The following is a 17,870-nucleotide window of genomic DNA, read 5'->3' as shown; positions in this document are numbered from 1 at the left end:
AGTAATTTCTGGAGTCCATGTTACCATGTGCTCCACATTACAACGGCAAGGGGATTTTTCACGTTACCTAGTTTAAATCACTACTTTTTAGATTTTTCCAGAGCACGTTCTTCCATCATGTCAACAATATCCTGAATCTGACCCATGACTGAGATAGGGTCGGAGAAATAAAATTTGTAGCCATCAATTTCGTATAATTCATTATTTTTGACTGCGTCTAACGTCCTCCACACCGGATCGCTCGAATAGTCAAACGATTCCGCTTTGGCATCCACTGCCATAAACACACGATCACCGGCGTATGTCTCCACAATTTCGCTTGAGATTGTAGCCCAACCCACCTTCGGATCAATTTCTCCTTTCACCTTTTCGTTCATGGGGATACCCAATTCACCATGGATACCTCTGCCTGTATATGCATTACCGTAGAGCGTAATGTTCTTGACAATTCCCCCGGCAAAGACCGTAGCCGTTTCTCCCTCTTTGATAATGCCGCTCAAACGTTCCTTGGCTGAAGCAAGATTCTTTTCAAACTCGACAAGCCACGCCGATGCCTCCGCCTCTTTACCAAGTATGACTCCAAGTTCCTTGACCTGATCACGAACGGGTGCCGAGTTGTCCATATAGACAGTTGGTGCAATTTTGGAATATGCCTCGTACGTTTGAGCATCGCCTGTAACAATTAAATCCGGATTCAGACCCGTAATTGCCTCCAGATTATCCGAAACATCCTCAATACCCGTAACTTGTCCCTCTAAATAAGGATTTTGCATGAACAGGCCATTACTACCCACGGGCTTAACGTTCAATGCCAGAATATGCCCCAAGAAGAAATCTGTTACGACACGCTGCGGATTAGCAGGCACTTCGACCTCACCCATGGAAGTATTCACTTTACGAGATATTGCTTGGGCATTTTCATTTGTATTATTTTCGCTTGAACTGTTGGCTTGGGAAGCTGGTGCTTCAGATTGAGCTGTCCTTCCATCTCCTGTTGCAGCCCCTGTATTCCCTGAAGAACCAACACTACATGCACTTAACAGCAACCCAAAAGCCATCAGCAAAGCCATCGGGACTCTCTTTATATTTCTTAACATTTCATCAGACCCTCCACCTATATATTGATAATAATTATCATTATCATATAAAGGAATATAACATTGGTCTGGATTGCCAACAATATGATTTCTTCCTGCTGAGGATGTAACATCTTCCTCTACAATTTGCTTACGATATTTATGCGGGGAAAGCCCCATATACTTTTTGAAGGCATTGCTGAAATAGTACCCATCCTGATACCCGATAGCCGACGCAATCATTCGTAAGGGAAGCTTCGTTTCGGTCAATAGCTTGCACGCTTTTTGCATACGCAAACGGATTAGACAGTCAATGGGTCCACGATCGAGCACTTGTTTAAAACAATTCGAGAGATGCCCCGAACTCCGCCCCATTGCTGTCGCCAAAGAGTCCAACGTATGCGATTTGGCATAGTTCTGCAACAGGTACTCCAGAGTCTGGATAACCAACTCGACGGGGCTGGAGCCTTTCACGACCAGAGGCTGTAGATCATACTGCTCCACAAGGTGATAAACCCATTGGTAGAATGATGCTTTGAGTTGCAGCGGAACCGAATGTGACTCTTGCCGCTGAGCCTCTAGCATGCGCTCTGCAATTTCATATAAGATCAATGGCTGCGTAAGTGTCACACGATATGTAACGTCAGTTGGATATCTGTGTTCATCTACCATCATCGGCTCACTGCCGTGCGATGGTCCCGGTTCTGCTTTATACGAGATCAATATATACTCTGCTCCGTCTGGACCTGCGTTAACTTCAAACAGACTTTTGGAAGGAGCATGAATAATCTCAAAATGATGGATAGAATAGGTCTTCTGATTGAGCAATACTAGCAAGTCCCCTCGCTTCATACAGATAAAACTGCTGGACTGCACCGTGAATAATGTTCTTTCCCCCTTTGCAAGAATGACTCTTTCAACATGGATGTCTCGTATACTCGCCTGCTCCCAGAAGCGAAAATGCTTCTGCTGATCTACAATCATGCTGCTTGTTCACCTCATTTATGCTCCGCGACTTAAGAAAAGGATATCGTACTTCTGGGCATTGGACAATTCCAAGCGATTATTCATTGTGACATCACCTTACAACTTCAAGGTGTCTGCGACCAGCTTCCAATCCATCCAATTTACTCAGAGTAAATGCACGAAAAACCGTACCCTTCCGGGTACGGTTCTTTCTATATCCTAACGGCTCGCGAAAACCGGAATTTCACATGAATCGAAACGTTCTTCAACATATCATGTTCCAGATCTCAGCGTAATTTAAGCGTCCAATGCTTTGGCGAATTGGGTTTTGTTCATACCCAGAATGCGGTGTTCACCAATTACCGTCAATGGCACGGCACGTACACCCATGTCCCACACTTGTTGTGCAAACTCATCGCTAGTTTCGATGTTGCGCTCTTCATAAGAGATCCCTTTGTCAGCCAGGAATGTTTTTACGGATTTGCAGTTCGGGCAGTTCGTCGATGTGTATACAATTACGTTTTCCATGTTTAATTCACCTCATATGGTTTTATATTAATCTATAGTTTGGTTGAAAACAGCTCATTCTATTACAGAACAACTGCGCTGTGTTCCAAGCTTTCAATGTATTTCTCTGTGTCCATGGCAGCCATACATCCGCTACCTGCAGCTGTAATCGCCTGTTTGTAACGTGTATCCTGAACGTCACCACATGCGAATACGCCTGGGATGTTTGTCTCGGATGTACCTGGTGTAGTCAGGATATAACCGTGTTCATCCGTAGTGATCTGTCCGCCAAGGAATCCCGTGTTTGGTGTGTGACCGATGGCTACGAATACGCCGCTTGCCGGAATCACTTCTTCTTCACCTGTTTCGTTGTTCAACACTTTCAATCCGGTTACGCCATTGTCGCCAGCAAGTACTTCGAGTGGTGTACGGTTCAAAGCCATTTCTACTTTTTCGTTGCTGCGTGCACGATCCTGCATGATTTTGGAGCCACGCAGTTCTTCGCGACGGTGCACCAGCGTTACTTTGGAACCGAAACGGGACAGGAAGCTTGCTTCCTCCAGGGCAGAGTCACCACCGCCGATAACGATGATCTCTTTGTTACGGAAGAAGAATCCATCACATGTTGCACATGTGCTGACACCGCGGCCTACATTCGTTTCTTCACCAGGGATACCCAGGTATTTAGCAGATGCACCGGTAGACAGGATCAATGTTTCGGATACGAGTTCCCCCATACCTTCTACTTGAATCTTGAACGGACGCTCGCTCATGTCGATGTTGTTCACCCAACCTGTGCGGAATTCAGCACCGAAACGCTCAGCTTGTTTACGCATGTTGTCCATCAGTTCAGGACCCATAATGCCATCAGGGAAACCTGGGAAGTTCTCCACTTCCGTCGTTGTTGTCAGTTGGCCACCAGGTTGTGGTCCTTCGATAACGAGTGGGTTCAAGTTGGCACGTGCCAGATAGATTGCTGCTGTCAGCCCTGCAGGGCCTGTTCCAATAATAATTGATTTATACATGTATAGTTCCTCCCCCGGGTTCTGCAAAAAGGTTAGTCCCTCCGGCATCAAAAGCTTATGCTTTTGCATACACTAGAACGAAAAGCCCATATCATGTCCACAAGACCTGCCCGTGTAATGACAAATGCCCTATGCAGAAACGGAATTCTAATTTATAATCATTCTAATCTGTTGTTCATTATGATCTCTTTTATGTACGGTGTCAATGCTCGGCAGCGATTATGAAGAAGTCTTCATCAGGAGGGAAAATGGAAGCATGAACGATGCACTCATTGGCAGTTTTATATCAGCCATGTCTACCGGCCTAGGAGCCGTACCCATTCTATTTATGCGCAAAATATCGCACCGTCTGCGTGATATCTTGCTGGCATACGCCGCAGGTATTATGACCTCGGCCTCGGTGTATAATCTCATTCCCGAAGCGCTTGGCCAATCGAATCTCTTTGTGCTCGCATTTGGTATTATGCTTGGTAGCCTGGTGCTACTGGTGCTGGAGATGAAGATTCCACACGTCGATCTGGAGAATCCCGAGAAAATGCCTTTTAAAATTGAAGCCAAAGCCTTCATGATTATTGCAGCCATTACCATGCATAACCTGCCCGAAGGGTTATCCGTCGGAGTCAGCTATGCAAGCTCGGATGAGAACTTGGGCAATCTCATTGCCTTCTCCATCGGACTGCAGAATGCACCGGAAGGATTCCTCGTGGCCCTTTTCCTAGTGAATCAGAACATTGGTCGCTTCAAAGCGTTGGGTATTGCCACCCTAACCGGAGCGGTCGAGATTATTACCGCAATGATTGGTTACACATTAAGCAGTCTCGTAGCCGGCCTTGTCCCTTATGGTTTGGCATTTGCAGCCGGTGCGATGATGTTCATTGTCTATAAGGAACTCATTCCAGAGAGTCATGGTGACGGCAATGCACGTGTAGCGACCATCTCATTTTTACTCGGACTCATTACGATGATCGGTTTGACCGAACTGTTCTGATTGCAGAGCGAATACTTACATGACAACGAATAAGGCGCCTTAAATCACAACAAGAAGAACCCGGGCAGACAGCCTAAAGCTGTCGACCGGGTTCTTTTTTTAGCCACAAATGAAGATTCCATGAAATTAATGGGATTGCCTGTCAGAGACCTTACGCCCTATCCTGATCAGGATTGAATAAATCGAATCAGTTCCGAATTGAATTTTTCCAATTCATCATAGAATGCACCATGACCACTTTCTTCAAAAGCAATCAATTGAGACGAAGCGATGCCCTTATGCATTTGCTCCGCAAATTCGAACGGACAGATCTCATCCTTTTTCCCATGCAAAATGGCTGTCGGCACCTGAATTGAACTCAGGTCACCTCGCAAGTCCTCATCACGCAGAGCGATTGCACTGCGAATGGTACCATAGGATGAAGCCTCCATGCCCAGTGCATGGAACCAATCCATGAACGGCTGGCTGTGTTTCTTCGTGAAAAACATGCCGCCAAACGTCTCCAGCAACTTCGGACGATCTGCAAAGATTGGCTCAATGATCTGTTCGTTCAGCTGCTCTGAAGTCAATCCATATGGATAACCTTCCCGCTGTGTGAACACAGGGGCTGCCGCAGATAACAAGGCCAGTTTGGAGACACCGTGTCCCTTATGACGAGCCATGTAGTGAACTGCGATTGCACCACCCATGGAGAATCCCGCGAGTACCGCATCCTTCAGCTCCAGATCATCAATAACGGCACGAACATCGTCTGCCATGCGATCATAATCATATCCTGTGGAAGGCTTATCCGATAAGCCATATCCTCTAAAATCTAACGCGATGGCACGAATGCCATGGTTCGGAAGTACGTTCAATTGGTATTCAAACATTTTATAATTAACAGGCCAGCCGTGCAAAAAGACAACCGGTGTACCTTCGCCGATATCTTCAACATATACTTTTACATTCGGTTCCACTTGTACGTAACGCCCCATCTTTCACAGCTCCCTTTATCCTCGAATGATAGCAACTTTCTCTTCGCATCATTACCCGCTGACCCAAGGTTCAAACCCGAGCCGTTCAACCAGCCGCATACGACCAGCGAAAACCAATTCTTCACTTTCCTCTTCAAAAACGAATTACCTTAGCAGCCTGAGCCCATTCAGAATAACCAGAATTGTACTGCCTTCGTGACCTACCACACCCAGAGGCAATGCCACGTCTTGGAGGAAGTTACCCGCAATTAAAGCCAGAATAACGGTGATGGCAAAACACATATTCTGTTTAACCGTCCGCTGTGCTCGGCGTGCCTGCCCAATCACCCAAGCGATCTCTTCAATGTTGTCGTTCATCAGTACCGCATCAGCAACCTCCAGTGCAGTTCCACTGCCGGATAATCCCATCCCCATACCGACCGTCGCCGCCGCAACTGCAGGTGCATCATTAACCCCATCCCCTACCATCAGCACAGGTCCATACTGTTTGCGGAGCGCTTGTACCTGCTTCACTTTATCTTCCGGCAGCAAGTCTGCATAGACCATACTTACCCCCGTTTCGTGCGCAATCACAGAAGCGGATCTGGTTCGATCTCCTGTTAACATTGCCACTTTAACACCCATCGCTTCCAGCTTTCTCACTGCGGCTGCTGCCTGAGGTCGTACCGTATCCCGCATGGCGATCAGCCCCACCAATTCACCATCCGCCATAACAACAGATACGGTTTTTCCCTCCCCCTCAAGACGGGAGCGTACATCTTCCCATTCAGAAGATACCTTCGCATGGTTAACAGCCTGTTTATCCGGTTCATCCATGTTACCGTTTTTCATCTTCTCTGACTGCATCGATCCCAATCCATTTGTTTTGCCAATGCTCCAGACCACATCATTTACCGTTCCTTCGATGCCCCAGCCTGTTAGGGCCTGTACGTGCTCCGCTTCCTGAAGTGTAATGTTCTCCTTGTTCGCCTGATCTACGATGGCACGAGCCAAAGGGTGCATGGAGATGTTCTCAATTGCTGCTACCGCAGCTAACAGCTCGGCGCGATCTACATGTTCAGCCGTAATAATATCTGTGACTTGCGGGGTGCCCATGGTCAATGTACCTGTTTTGTCAAAAGCCACGACCTGCGTGCGAGCCATATTCTCCATATGGGCCCCTCCCTTGAAGAGAATGCCACGGCGGGCGCTGCTGGACATCGCGGACAGTATGACAGGCATGATCGAAGACACCAGTGCACAAGGCGAAGCAACAACCAGAAATACCATCGCTTTATAGAATGCCTCATTCCATGTCCAGCCAAGCAGCAGTGGAGTTCCTGCAATCACGAGTAAAGTAACCGCTACAACCATTCGTGCATATATTCCTTCGAACCGCTCCATAAAACGCTGGGAATCCGGCACTTCCGCCTGCGCTTCTTCCACCAGTTTAATGATTTTGCCGAACAGTGACCCTTCCGCCGATTTGGTGACCTCTACGTATAATGCGCCCTCCCCGTTTACCGTACCTGCATAGACTTCTTCCCCGGCAACTTTGTCCACAGGCAGGGATTCTCCTGTGATGGACGACTGATTGATAAAAGAACTTCCCCGGTACACGACACCATCTGCTGGAATGAGTTCTCCCGGTTTGACCAACAGCAAGTCACCCGGCTGCAAGTCATCAATAGCCACAAGGTTCATCCGTCCGTCCTCAATCCGCAATGCAGTTTCTGGCTTAAGCGCCAGTAAAGATGAGATATCCTTATGGCTGCGCTCTGTCGCATAACTTTCCAAAGCGCCACTGAGTGCAAAAATAAAGATCAGCATCGCGCCTTCATTCCAGTAACCGATGGCTGCTGCCCCAAGGGATGCGGCAATCATCAGCAGGTTCACATCCAGATCACGGTCCTTGACCAGTGTCTCGATGCCTTCCTTCGCTTTGGTCCAACCGCCCACGGCATACGCCACAATGTAAAGCATGATGGAGAAGGTACCAAAATAAGGCGCAGTTCCCCAGGCAATCAGCATCAACAACCCGCTGCCCAATGCCGATTGCATCTCTTTATTCTGCACCATGGCTCGAAAATCAGGCTTCTTGCCCCGATTGGGGCCGGGTGTCTGGGATGAGCTTTGTTCTGCTTGGTTCTGTCTGTGTAGCGGTTGATGTATCGCTTGCATATGGATCACGTTCCTTTCGAATGGTAGGTTTGCGGACAGTGAATGTGCTCAAGTTCCGCTTCCATACATGAAGTTGTATTGAGAATGAGAGCCATTGTTAATGCCCTAAAAATGACACATGCTGCTGCGGGAATCCCGCAGCAGCATGGTTTTGTGAATGATTTTGCAATCATTCTCCAATGAGAATGATAATCATTTTTGTACTTATGCAATTATTTTTACCCAATACAACTTTTAATCAGTATATGCCTGTGATCCGCATTTGTAAATGGGTATTTTTCGACGGCCACTCCTAAATGCGTGTTCAAAAAGGCAAAAAGCCGCTGTCCATGAGGACAACGGCTTAAAGCATCTATTGATAGGCGTTTGAACATTTTATGGCATATCGCTTAAGTAAATGTTTCACATTCACCCAGTACCATTTACGCGCCTACACTTGCTCCCTGACTTGCTTTGATTGCTTGCTCCAGATCATAGATAATGTCTTGAATGTTCTCCGTACCCACCGACAGACGAATCAACTCCGGATTAACCCCTGCGGCAGTTTGTTCATCTTCGGTCAACTGTGCGTGAGTCGTACTTGCCGGGTGAATAATCAGTGACTTGGAATCGCCGACGTTCGCAAGGTGAGAGAACAGTTTGACACTTTCAATCAATTTGCGACCCGCTTCCGCACCGCCTTTGATTCCAAAGGTCAGAATGGCACCCTGCCCTCTTGGCAGATACTTCTGTGCAAGCTCGTAAGAACCGTGGCTCGGCAGACCTGCATAACTTACCCAAGACACATCCTCATGTTTCTCAAGGAATTCCGCAACCGCAAGGGCGTTGCTACTATGACGCTCTACGCGCAGATGTAATGTCTCCAGTCCTTGCAGTAACAACCATGAGTTAAATGGAGAGATCGTTGCACCCAAGTCACGTAGAAGTTGTACACGAGCTTTGATAATATAAGCAATCGGTCCAACCGCTTCCGTATATACAACACCGTTATAACTGGCGTCCGGCTCCGTCAATCCTGGGAACTTACCACTTGCTTTCCAATCAAATTTTCCGCTATCCACGATAACGCCACCGATGGATGTACCATGACCCCCAATAAATTTCGTTGCAGAGTGAACGACAATATCTGCTCCATGTTCGATTGGACGAAGCAGGTACGGACTTGGGAACGTATTATCCACGATCAAAGGAATACCATGTTCATGAGCGATCGCTGCCACCGCTTCAATATCAAGTACATTCCCCTTCGGGTTACCGATTGTTTCGGCATACAATGCTTTCGTTTTCTCCGTAATCGCTGCCCGGAAATTTTCAGGATCACTGGAATCCACAAATTTTACGTCCAGACCCAGTTTCGGCAAAGTCGTCGAGAATAGATTGTATGTACCTCCATACAAACTCGCCGAAGACACGATCTCATCGCCTGCACCAGCAATATTCAGAAGTGAAAACGTAATGGCTGCTTGACCAGAAGCTGTAGCCAATGCCCCAGCTCCACCTTCCAACGCCGCAATCCGTTGCTCGAATACGTCGGTTGTTGGATTCATCAGACGAGTATAGATGTTGCCAAACTCTTTCAAACCAAACAGGTTAGCTGCATGCTCGGTATCCTTGAATCCATAGGATGTTGTCTGATACAAAGGAACTGCTCGTGCGTTGGTGGTTGGATCAATCTCCTGGCCTGCATGAATTGCCAATGTTTCAAATGAAAGCTCACGTTCGTTTGACATAAATCTGAATCCTCCCTCGATATATACGTTCTTTAAGTTCCTAATGTCTTCTCATGATGGCGTATGTTTTCCATATTCTCTCACAAGATGTCGCATTTGAAAAGACTTATTTCCGATTGTTCCGATAAGAAAAATTTAGTATGTATTTTATCAATATCTGTACCAAAAAAACCTTTGCCCTCGCAAAGGTTTTCCAGCTACTTTGGCTTCAGTATACCATACCTGATGCAGGTTTTTTAGACACGAACTGCATTCCATACTTCACGCAAATGTTTGGCCGCAGGCACGGCTTCCTCTGCAGTTACACCTTCAAGTGAAATATCGATATGTGGCTTATACGTTTTTAACAATTCAAAAAATAACGGGTAATCCAGTATGCCTGCCCCAGGTACAGGATTGAACTTCTCTCCCTGTGCATCGAAGGCTACATCCTTCGCATGGATCACAATCATGCGCTGATACAGCGATTCCATCACCTCGCGCAAGAAAGCCCCTTGATCTGCTGCATGTGGATATTTGATCAGATTACACGGGTCGAACAGCATCCCCAGATTGGATGAAGGGATCTCTTCAAACAAACGGGTCATATGTTCATGCGTATGAAGGGTATGTGTGGACACAGGCTCAATTGCCGCATGCACGCCCCACTTCTCCGCTTCCTCAGTCAACTCCTCCACCGTTTCTTTCAGCACACTCCACGCCTTCTCTTCATATCCATCCGGATGTGTACCCTGATAGGTGTCCAAGCTTCCGGTCTCCGTTGCTACCATACTGCAACCAAAATCCCGGGCATAACGCAGATGCTCCTTGAATCGGTCAATGTCTGCCCGCCGGCTTATGGGATCAGGGTCAATCGGATTAATATAACAGCCCAGTACCGCAATCTTCACTCCGCGCTGTGCAAATTGGTCTCCAATCTCATTTGCCAGACCGGGGCTTAGCTTGCCATTCGATGAGTCCACATCGGATAATGCTTTGGCAAGCGCCAGCTGTACAGAATTGAATCCGTTATCTGCAATCGTCTGCGCAAGCTGTGCTGTAGGCTGTTTGCCAAATGTATGCGCCAGAATACCAAGTTTCATCTCACTGCCTCCTTATGCTAATCCGATTATCAAGAGATTAACGTGCCATCCAGCCGCCATCGACATTCAGCACATGACCATTCAGATAATCCGAAGCCGCGGATGCCAGAAAGACAACCGGGCCTTTCAGATCTTCAGGAGTACCCCAGCGTCCCGCAGGAATACGGGCTGTAATATCCCGATAACGATTTTCGTCTGCACGGATCTGGGTAGTATTGTCGGTTTCCATATAACCAGGTGCGATACCGTTAATCTGGATTCCCTTGCCTGCCCATTCATTGGCGAGTGCTTTGGTTAAACCCGCAACACCATGTTTACTGGCTGTATAACCAGGTACATTAATTCCACCTTGATAGGACAACATGGATGCAATATTAATGATCTTGCCGCTTCCGCGTTCAATCATATGTCTGCCAGCCAATTGGCTCAGGAAAAACACCGTGTTCAGGTTGAGGCCAATTACATCGTGCCAATCCTGTCCTGCATGATCAGCCGCAGGTGTGCGGCGAATGATTCCGGCATTATTGACGAGAATGTCAATTCTGCCCTGGAAGGCAAGAGCCTGTTCGAACACAGCCGCCAACTCATCTTCCCGACTTAAATCCGCTTCAATCACATAAGCTTTGCGTCCGAGTGCTTCAATCGCACTTGCCGTTTCCGCAGGTTTGGAATAAGAGACCAGCACCACATCAGCACCTGCTTCTGCCAAGCCAATGGCCATCCCTTGTCCAAGTCCTCCCGAGGTACCTGTCACCAGTGCAACTTGTCCGCTTAAATCAAATGGGTTCATGAATGATTCCCTCCGCATGGTTTTGATATGCAATCCATAGATCTGTCCGTTCTTTAATCCCATGAATCATGAATGAGGTTAACTTTGATAATCCACTGTGACACCGCTCTGCTCATATAAGGCAACTGTCTCTTCATCCAAACGATGATCACTGATAATATAGTCCAGTTCCGAACACTGGGCGAAAGTTCGCAGTGCAAATTGTCCGAATTTATAATGATCCACAACGCCGTATACCTGCTGCGAGGCAGATATCATTGCTTTTTTCAAAGGAACGAGATCTCCCGTGTATATGGATAATCCAAATTCCGGATGAAGTGCTGTCGTGGATATAAAGGCTTTATGAATGTTAAGACCGGAGATAAAGGCAGCTGTATCATCCCCCACCAGCATATTCCGTACACGAGCCCCGCCAGGCACAACCAGTCGCACTTGCTCCTTCTTGGTAAGCTCCGCAATAATGAACAAGTCATTGGTTACGACCGTCAGTGGCTGATTATCGAGACGTTTGGCCATCTCCAGCGTCGTGCTGCCACCATCAAGAGCAACGATATCTCCAGGTCGAATGTAAGCCAGGGCACGTTCAGCAATCTCCGTTTTCTCCGAATGATGCTTCTCGATAACTCCGCGGCTATTCAAGATGCCATATTGGTCATTCTGAGCCAGCATAGCCCCACCATGGACACGTACAAGCAGTCCCATACTCTCCAACTTGTCGAGATCCTCTCGCACTGTTTTCCCAGTCACCTGCAACAACTCACTCAGATCACTGACGGTTACTTCCTGGCGCTCCAGCAGAGCCTCCATAATTTTTTCATGTCTTTTCAATGGATTCATCCTAATCAACTTCCTATACTACCTGAGTTAATTGAACAAGAATAAGTTCACGTGTCCACATTACCTGCCAATTAACGCAGACATCTGTAATTTATTATTTCAAGTCTTTCATCGCTACGCCGTCCATATCTTCGAACGTCTGGTTCTCACCAGCCATCGCCCAACAGAAAGTGTAATTGCTCGTACCCACACCACTGTGAATGGACCAGCTTGGGGAGATGATCGCCTGACGGTCGCGTACAACCAGATGCCGCGTTTCGTCCGGCTCACCCATCATGTGGAATACAACGCCATCCTCAGGCAGATTCCAGTACAAGTATACTTCGGAACGACGGTTATGGGTATGTGCAGGCATGGTATTCCACATGTTACCCTTGTCGAGTTCGGTAATACCCATCACCAACTGACAACTCTGAATTCCACCTTCTCCTTGGTGAATGTAACGATAGATCGTACGCTCATTGGAAGTTTCGATGCTGCCCAGATGATTCGGCTGAGCTTGTTCTTGTGTTGCTTTTACTGTTGGATAGGTGTGGTGAGCCGGTGTGGATACAAAGTAGAATTGGGCAGGTTGAGCCTTGTCACTGCTCGTGAACACAACCTCCTTCACACCTCTGCCGATATAGAGACATTCCTTGGCACCAATCTCATAACCTTGTCCATCCGCTGTTACTGTTCCGTGACCACCTACATTAATGATACCGATTTCACGACGTTCCAGGAAAAAGTTCGTTCCGATATCTTTCAGGTTCACTTCAAGGGAAATGTCCTTGCTCTCAGGTACAGCCGTTCCCACAATATAACGATCCACATGAGAATACACCGTTACCAATTCATCGGTTGCGAACAGTTGCTCCATCAAAAATTCCTCACGCAGGCGAGATGTATCATACGTTTTCACTTCATTGGGATGTGCAGCATAACGATTTTCCATTATTAATCCATTCCTTTCGTCATTTAAATTAGTTGGGATTGAGTTTGAAAATGTTCATATAAGTTCATTTTAGTTCATTATGTATCTTTTGTGTACCTTTATTTTTAAAATCATTCATATCATTAATCAGTAATGATGTTTATCTCTTAAATAAGAGCAAAAAAAAGATCTCCGCAGTCTGTAACACAGACCGGGAGATCTTCTTTGATTTAACTATTAATGTGCAACAGCGTTGTTAAGCATGATCCAGATCGAACCAATTACGATGGTCATCATAATCAGTAATCCGAAAATAAGGGCCATGACATTCCAGCGCGGTTTCTCTGTTTCACGGATATGCATGAAGAAGAAGAGTTGAACCACAAACTGAAGTGCTGCTGTACCAAGAATCACAATGAGTGTTCCTGTTTTGCCCATCATGTCATTCAAAACCACTACAAGTGGAATGATTGTCAGTACGACAGACAGAATGAAGCCGATGACATAAGACTTCAGTGAGCCATGTTGTTCATGGCCGTGGGAATCATGTGAGTTGTGCTCTGCCATCTACATCACCCCCATGAGATAGACGATCGACAGGAGGAAGATCCATACGACGTCCAAGAAGTGCCAGTACAAGCTGATAACGTTGATCTTACCGCGAGTAACGTCGGTAATCCCACGTTTTTTCAGTTGGAACATGAGTCCGATCATCCAGATCAGACCAAGCGATACGTGAAGTCCGTGAGTACCCACGAGGGTGAAGAATGCACCAGATGCTGCACTCGTTGTGTAACTAAAGCCTTCGTGAACCATCTCAACAAACTCGTAAACCTCCAGGGCGATAAAGCTTGCACCCAGAACAGCTGTAACAATCAGCCAGTTAATCAATTGTTTTACTTTACCCTGGTTCATTGCCAGAACGGCAAGTCCGCTCGTAAATGAACTCGTGAGCAAGATAAATGTCTCGGCGATAACACCAGGCATTTTGATCAGTTCGGACAAAATCGGTCCGCCCGCCGTATTGTCACGCAACACAATGAAGGTTGCGAACAATACGGAGAACAAGATAACGTCGGAAATCAGGAAGAACCAGAATCCGAGAATTTTCATTTCCTGTGGATCATGGTGGCCATGGTCATGACCATGCGCATGATTCTCACCGTGCTTAGCGGCTGCTTGAGCCATCTATACCGACCCCCTTAACGACGCTTCGGTACGCTTAATTTCGTCGACCGGAATGTAATAATCCGTATCGTAAGAGAATGAACGGGCGATCATACAGATGCCTACGCCAGCAAGTCCAAGAATCGCCATCCACAGCCAACCGAATACGAAGCCAAAGCCGGCTACAAACCAGAAGACAGACATAATGAACGGAATCGAAGAATTCTTCGGCATATGAATTGGCTCATATACAGGCTCAGGCGGATGAATGCCTTTCGCACGACGTTCTTTCTCTTCCCACCACTCATCAATATCATCTCCGCGCGGTGTAACAGCGAAGTTGTACTCTGGAGCTGGTGAAGGAATCGACCACTCGAGCGTACGACCATCCCATGGATCGCCGGATGCTTTAAGTGTTTTGTATTTGCGAATACCGTCTGCAATTTGTGCAACTTGGAACAAGAATCCGACACCCATCAGGAATGCCCCGATTGTGGATACGAAGTTAAGTTCCCACCAGCCGGTATCCCAGCCGTATGTGCTCAGACGACGTGTCATACCCATTAGACCAACAGCGTACTGCGGCATGAAGCAGACATAGAAACCAATATTCCAAGTCCAGAATGCCCATTTGCCCAGTTTCTCTTCGAGTTGGAAACCGAACATTTTAGGCCACCAGTAATACAGACCAGCGAAGTATCCAAAGACAACGCCACCGATCAATACTTGGTGGAAGTGGGCAATCAGGAAGTAACTGTTGTGGAACTGGAAGTCAGCAGGAGCAACGGATAACAGAACGCCTGTCATACCCCCGACAATAAAGCACGGGATAAAGGCAAGTGTCCACATCATCGGAGTCGCCATGCGAATCCTTCCTCGATACATGGTAAATAGCCAGTTAAATATTTTAACCCCTGTTGGAATGGCAATCAACATCGTAGTTACGGCGAAGAATGCATTCACGTCCGCTCCCGAACCCATCGTGAAGAAGTGATGCGCCCATGTAAAGAAGGACAGGAAGCTGATAATTAACATTGCAAATACCATTGACTTGTAACCGAACAGTTTTTTCCGAGAGAAGGTACTTACAATCTCGGAGAACACACCGAATGCCGGCAAGACGACAATGTATACCTCAGGGTGACCCCACATCCAGATCAAGTTGATATACATCATTGGGTTACCGCCCAGATCAAGTGTGAAGAAATGCGCCCCGGCAAACCTGTCGAGGAATAGCAATGCAAGTGTCACAGTCAAGATCGGGAAAGCAAACAAGATAATGATACATGTGGAGAATACCGACCATGTGAACATCGGCATTTTCATCCATCTCATGCCTGGCGCACGCATTTTAATGATGGTAACCAGGAAGTTGATACCGGTAGCCAGGGAACCGATACCCGATATCTGTATACCCCATATATAGAAGTTTTGTCCGACCCCCGGACTGTGTGACAGCTCCGATAGAGGTGGATAACTCAGCCATCCCGCATCCGGTGAACCACCGATAACGAAGGACAGGTTAAACAGCATTGCTCCCAGGAAGAATAACCAGAAGCTCAATGCATTCAGAAACGGGAAGGCAACGTCCCTTGCTCCGATCTGTAATGGCACGATAACGTTAAACAAACCAAACATAAATGGCATCGCCATGAACAGGATCATGATCGTGCCGTGAGTTGTAAAGACCTGATTATAATGTTCAGGATGTAAGAAATCCATGTTAGGCATAGCCAGCTGCAGACGCATCATCAATGCATCCACACCACCACGGAACAACATGATAATGGAAGCAATGATATACATAATACCGATCTTTTTATGATCGACGGTAGTTAACCAGTTACGCCAGAGCCAGCCCCATTTTTTGAAATAAGTCAGCACCGTTACGATCGTAATCATCGTAATACCGATGGCCACGTCTGCTCCATAGATCAGCGGGTCGCCAGTTACGAAAAACTCCGATGCAAACTCTTTAAGTCTCTCTAACATTGGGGGCCTCCTTTCGAATCTTTAGTTAGCACTCTTGTCCTCATCTTGATTGGACACATTGGTTGGACTTTGGATGGCTCCAGAAGCTTCACTTGAACTTCCATGCTTACTGTGAGCACTTTGACCATCTACAACATACTTGGTCACAATATTTTGGAACAATCCTTCTGGGAACGCAGAGTAATAAGCAACATTGCTTGTTCCTGGTTCAGCCAGCGCCTTGTAACCTTCTGTAGTCAACTCCTGGGAATTCTGTTTCACTTCAGCTACCCATTTGTCAAAATCTTCGTCCGATGTAGCATTCACATCAAAACGCATTTCTCCGAAATGCTCACCTGTGAAGTTAGCGCCTGAACCCCAGTACTTGCCTTCATGATCTGCCTGCAGATACAAGGTCATCGCCATACCCGACATCGTATAAATCTGTCCTCCAAGTTGCGGAATCCAGAATGAGTTCATTGGTGAATCCGCAGTGAGTTCAAATTTCACGGGCCGGTCTGCCGGAATATTCAGCGTGTTGACCGTTGCAATCCCTTGCTCAGGATACATAAACAACCATTTCCAATCCAGTGAAGACACTTGGATAGTAATTGGTGCTTTCTCGTGAGCCAACGGCTTCGAAGGCTCCAGATCGTACGTGTAACGAACAGTAACAATGGCAAGCAGTCCAATAATGATAATCGGAACCGTCCACCAGATTGCCTCCGCCTTCGTACTATGAGACCAGTTAGGCTCATAAGCAGCTTTGTTATCCGGCTTATCGCGGTAACGCCATACGATTACGGCAGACAAAATGAGTACTGGCACAATGATGACAGCACACAAAATTGTCGAGATGACAATCAAATCTCTCTGCGAAGCGCCAATTGGCCCCTTCGGATCCAGAACAACGTACTGCCCGCCTGCCAGCATTGGCCAGACAATCAATGCAATTGTAACCAACGTCAGGACAACCGGAATGATAATCCGGATTAGCGACCTAGGTTTCTTGTTCATTTTGATCCCCTCTCCTTAAATTCGCTCATACTGAAAAATCAGTATACTACTCTCTTCCTACTAAAGATATCAGAAATGAACAACTTTTTTGTTCATGTTAACAAATTTGTCGATTTTACACCTTAAATGTGTGAATTTTTTCTCACAAATCGCTTGCATGGTTGATATTTGCTTATTGTAATCTTTACACATCAAGTCACAAAATAAAACCCTTTGCAGTCCCCGTTGAACAATGTCAACGAATCCGCAAAGGGTTTTATTGACTGGATTCCGGGTACTTATCCAGTCTTATTATGAACGAATTAACGCAGGATTATAATCAATCGGCGCCTTCGTCTTCCCGGCGTGTATGAACAAGGCCAATCGCTTTGGCAATAACGTAAATAAACACACTACCTACAAGGAATCCTATACCGACCATCAAACCAAGATTACGATCATTAAAGTCATTCAAATTGATTAGACACATGACCACTCCCGTAATGAGTGCGACCCATGCCAGAACTGTCATCGTCAAGACGGCGCGCCGCATATTTTTGTCTTTGCGCTCCAATTGGCTGACCATTGCTGTCTTCGATGCCATAGTAAACACTTCCTTTTCCCTTTTTGTAAGTGCTTTCCTTATACCAATATACCACATCAGTATGATTTTTAGTCAACAAAT

General features: G+C 46.6%; 16 protein-coding genes. 1 reads left to right on the top strand and 15 read right to left on the bottom strand.

Annotation, left to right across the window (positions count from 1 at the left end; all coding sequences use genetic code 11):
* Positions 1-80: 80 nt before the first annotated feature.
* The 3 genes from ACTHPG_RS24720 to trxB form a co-directional block, all read right to left on the bottom strand.
* Complete coding sequence (locus ACTHPG_RS24720) at positions 81-2,060, bottom strand: AraC family transcriptional regulator (protein WP_440391982.1); 1,980 nt, start codon at positions 2,058-2,060, stop codon at positions 81-83.
* A gap of 279 nt (positions 2,061-2,339) precedes the next feature.
* Entirely contained in the window at positions 2,340-2,570 is a 231-nt protein-coding gene (locus ACTHPG_RS24715) for a glutaredoxin family protein (RefSeq protein ID WP_036668031.1), read from the bottom strand.
* Between the two features lie 62 nt (positions 2,571-2,632).
* Complete coding sequence (gene trxB, locus ACTHPG_RS24710) at positions 2,633-3,574, bottom strand: thioredoxin-disulfide reductase (protein WP_036668032.1); 942 nt, start codon at positions 3,572-3,574, stop codon at positions 2,633-2,635.
* Positions 3,575-3,830: 256 nt separating this feature from the next.
* Here trxB and ACTHPG_RS24705 point away from each other — a divergent pair, with 256 nt between their 5' ends.
* Complete coding sequence (locus tag ACTHPG_RS24705; RefSeq protein ID WP_017692233.1) at positions 3,831-4,562, top strand: ZIP family metal transporter; 732 nt, start codon at positions 3,831-3,833, stop codon at positions 4,560-4,562.
* A 167-nt stretch (positions 4,563-4,729) separates the two neighbouring features.
* Here the strand turns inward: ACTHPG_RS24705 and ACTHPG_RS24700 are convergent, their stop codons facing one another.
* The 12 genes from ACTHPG_RS24700 to ACTHPG_RS24645 all read right to left on the bottom strand — a co-directional run bounded on the left by ACTHPG_RS24700 (position 4,730) and on the right by ACTHPG_RS24645 (position 17,789).
* Positions 4,730-5,539 carry an alpha/beta fold hydrolase gene (locus tag ACTHPG_RS24700; protein ID WP_440391979.1) on the bottom strand — a complete coding sequence of 270 codons (810 nt, stop codon included), beginning with the start codon at positions 5,537-5,539 and terminating at the stop codon, positions 4,730-4,732.
* Positions 5,540-5,683: 144 nt separating this feature from the next.
* Complete coding sequence (locus tag ACTHPG_RS24695; RefSeq protein WP_440391977.1) at positions 5,684-7,699, bottom strand: heavy metal translocating P-type ATPase; 2,016 nt, start codon at positions 7,697-7,699, stop codon at positions 5,684-5,686.
* A 422-nt stretch (positions 7,700-8,121) separates the two neighbouring features.
* A complete protein-coding gene (locus ACTHPG_RS24690; RefSeq protein WP_440391975.1) occupies positions 8,122-9,429 on the bottom strand; it encodes a homocysteine synthase in 1,308 nt (435 codons plus the stop codon).
* A gap of 236 nt (positions 9,430-9,665) precedes the next feature.
* Entirely contained in the window at positions 9,666-10,511 is an 846-nt protein-coding gene (locus ACTHPG_RS24685) for a sugar phosphate isomerase/epimerase family protein (RefSeq protein WP_440391974.1), read from the bottom strand.
* Positions 10,512-10,548: 37 nt separating this feature from the next.
* Entirely contained in the window at positions 10,549-11,301 is a 753-nt protein-coding gene (gene kduD, locus ACTHPG_RS24680) for a 2-dehydro-3-deoxy-D-gluconate 5-dehydrogenase KduD (RefSeq protein WP_076333584.1), read from the bottom strand.
* Positions 11,302-11,379: 78 nt separating this feature from the next.
* Positions 11,380-12,138, bottom strand: a complete 759-nt coding sequence (locus ACTHPG_RS24675; protein WP_440391972.1) for a DeoR/GlpR family DNA-binding transcription regulator — start codon at positions 12,136-12,138, stop codon at positions 11,380-11,382.
* 94 nt (positions 12,139-12,232) lie between these two features.
* On the bottom strand, positions 12,233-13,072 hold the full coding sequence (gene kduI / locus ACTHPG_RS24670; RefSeq protein WP_440391971.1) for a 5-dehydro-4-deoxy-D-glucuronate isomerase: 840 nt from the start codon (positions 13,070-13,072) through the stop codon (positions 12,233-12,235).
* Positions 13,073-13,288: 216 nt separating this feature from the next.
* The gene (gene cyoD, locus ACTHPG_RS24665; protein ID WP_091019256.1) at positions 13,289-13,618 is read right to left on the bottom strand and encodes a cytochrome o ubiquinol oxidase subunit IV; all 330 of its coding nucleotides are present in this window, start codon (positions 13,616-13,618) and stop codon (positions 13,289-13,291) included.
* Positions 13,619-14,239: a cytochrome o ubiquinol oxidase subunit III gene (cyoC, locus tag ACTHPG_RS24660; RefSeq protein ID WP_215077952.1), complete on the bottom strand. Its 621-nt coding sequence runs from the start codon at positions 14,237-14,239 to the stop codon at positions 13,619-13,621.
* Positions 14,240-16,210 carry a cbb3-type cytochrome c oxidase subunit I gene (locus ACTHPG_RS24655; protein ID WP_124118137.1) on the bottom strand — a complete coding sequence of 657 codons (1,971 nt, stop codon included), beginning with the start codon at positions 16,208-16,210 and terminating at the stop codon, positions 14,240-14,242. It abuts the gene before it with no gap.
* Positions 16,211-16,231: 21 nt separating this feature from the next.
* The gene (cyoA, locus tag ACTHPG_RS24650; RefSeq protein WP_440391969.1) at positions 16,232-17,206 is read right to left on the bottom strand and encodes a ubiquinol oxidase subunit II; all 975 of its coding nucleotides are present in this window, start codon (positions 17,204-17,206) and stop codon (positions 16,232-16,234) included.
* A gap of 319 nt (positions 17,207-17,525) precedes the next feature.
* Entirely contained in the window at positions 17,526-17,789 is a 264-nt protein-coding gene (locus tag ACTHPG_RS24645; protein WP_091038518.1) for a hypothetical protein, read from the bottom strand.
* Positions 17,790-17,870 lie beyond the last annotated feature (81 nt).

This window comes from Paenibacillus sp. SAF-068, from assembly GCF_051967555.1.
Taxonomy (GTDB): Bacteria; Bacillota; Bacilli; order Paenibacillales; family Paenibacillaceae; genus Paenibacillus.
Note: the sequence above shows the minus strand (reverse complement) of the source record. Positions and strands in the feature narration are given on the sequence as shown.

Coding starts and splice junctions, on each gene's coding strand:
- ACTHPG_RS24720 (WP_440391982.1), bottom strand. CDS start 2,060: ATGATTGTAGATCAGCAGAAGCATTTTCGCTTCTGGGAGCAGGCGAGT.
- ACTHPG_RS24715 (WP_036668031.1), bottom strand. CDS start 2,570: ATGGAAAACGTAATTGTATACACATCGACGAACTGCCCGAACTGCAAA.
- trxB (WP_036668032.1), bottom strand. CDS start 3,574: ATGTATAAATCAATTATTATTGGAACAGGCCCTGCAGGGCTGACAGCA.
- ACTHPG_RS24705 (WP_017692233.1), top strand. CDS start 3,831: ATGAACGATGCACTCATTGGCAGTTTTATATCAGCCATGTCTACCGGC.
- ACTHPG_RS24700 (WP_440391979.1), bottom strand. CDS start 5,539: ATGGGGCGTTACGTACAAGTGGAACCGAATGTAAAAGTATATGTTGAA.
- ACTHPG_RS24695 (WP_440391977.1), bottom strand. CDS start 7,699: ATGCAAGCGATACATCAACCGCTACACAGACAGAACCAAGCAGAACAA.
- ACTHPG_RS24690 (WP_440391975.1), bottom strand. CDS start 9,429: ATGTCAAACGAACGTGAGCTTTCATTTGAAACATTGGCAATTCATGCA.
- ACTHPG_RS24685 (WP_440391974.1), bottom strand. CDS start 10,511: ATGAAACTTGGTATTCTGGCGCATACATTTGGCAAACAGCCTACAGCA.
- kduD (WP_076333584.1), bottom strand. CDS start 11,301: ATGAACCCATTTGATTTAAGCGGACAAGTTGCACTGGTGACAGGTACC.
- ACTHPG_RS24675 (WP_440391972.1), bottom strand. CDS start 12,138: ATGAATCCATTGAAAAGACATGAAAAAATTATGGAGGCTCTGCTGGAG.
- kduI (WP_440391971.1), bottom strand. CDS start 13,072: ATGGAAAATCGTTATGCTGCACATCCCAATGAAGTGAAAACGTATGAT.
- cyoD (WP_091019256.1), bottom strand. CDS start 13,618: ATGGCAGAGCACAACTCACATGATTCCCACGGCCATGAACAACATGGC.
- cyoC (WP_215077952.1), bottom strand. CDS start 14,239: ATGGCTCAAGCAGCCGCTAAGCACGGTGAGAATCATGCGCATGGTCAT.
- ACTHPG_RS24655 (WP_124118137.1), bottom strand. CDS start 16,210: ATGTTAGAGAGACTTAAAGAGTTTGCATCGGAGTTTTTCGTAACTGGC.
- cyoA (WP_440391969.1), bottom strand. CDS start 17,206: ATGAACAAGAAACCTAGGTCGCTAATCCGGATTATCATTCCGGTTGTC.
- ACTHPG_RS24645 (WP_091038518.1), bottom strand. CDS start 17,789: ATGGCATCGAAGACAGCAATGGTCAGCCAATTGGAGCGCAAAGACAAA.